Annotated in this window: 1 rRNA gene; it reads right to left on the bottom strand. The window is 49.8% G+C overall.

What is annotated here, in order from left to right:
- Positions 1 to 281 (bottom strand): 23S ribosomal RNA (locus tag FNN09_RS20970); the annotation flags it as partial.

Here is a 281-nt window from a genome sequence, read left to right as displayed (position 1 = left end):
TGATTGGCCTTTCACCCCTACCCACAATTCATCCAAAGACTTTTCAACGTCAACTGGTTCGGTCCTCCACTGTGTGTTACCACAGCTTCAACCTGATCATGGGTAGATCACTTGGTTTCGCGTCTAGCGCAGCTAACTTTTTCGCCCTATTCAGACTCGCTTTCGCTTCGGCTCCGACCCTGAAAGTCTTAACCTTGCTAACTACGACTAACTCGTAGGCTCATTATGCAAAAGGCACGCTGTCACGGATTAAATCCGCTCCAACCGCTTGTAGGCGCACG

The sequence above is a fragment of the Carboxylicivirga sp. M1479 genome (genome assembly GCF_007097485.1).
In the GTDB taxonomy this organism is placed as follows: Bacteria; Bacteroidota; Bacteroidia; order Bacteroidales; family Marinilabiliaceae; genus Carboxylicivirga.
The sequence above is the reverse complement of the archived record's forward strand: the minus strand, read 5'-3'. Positions and strand labels throughout refer to the sequence as shown.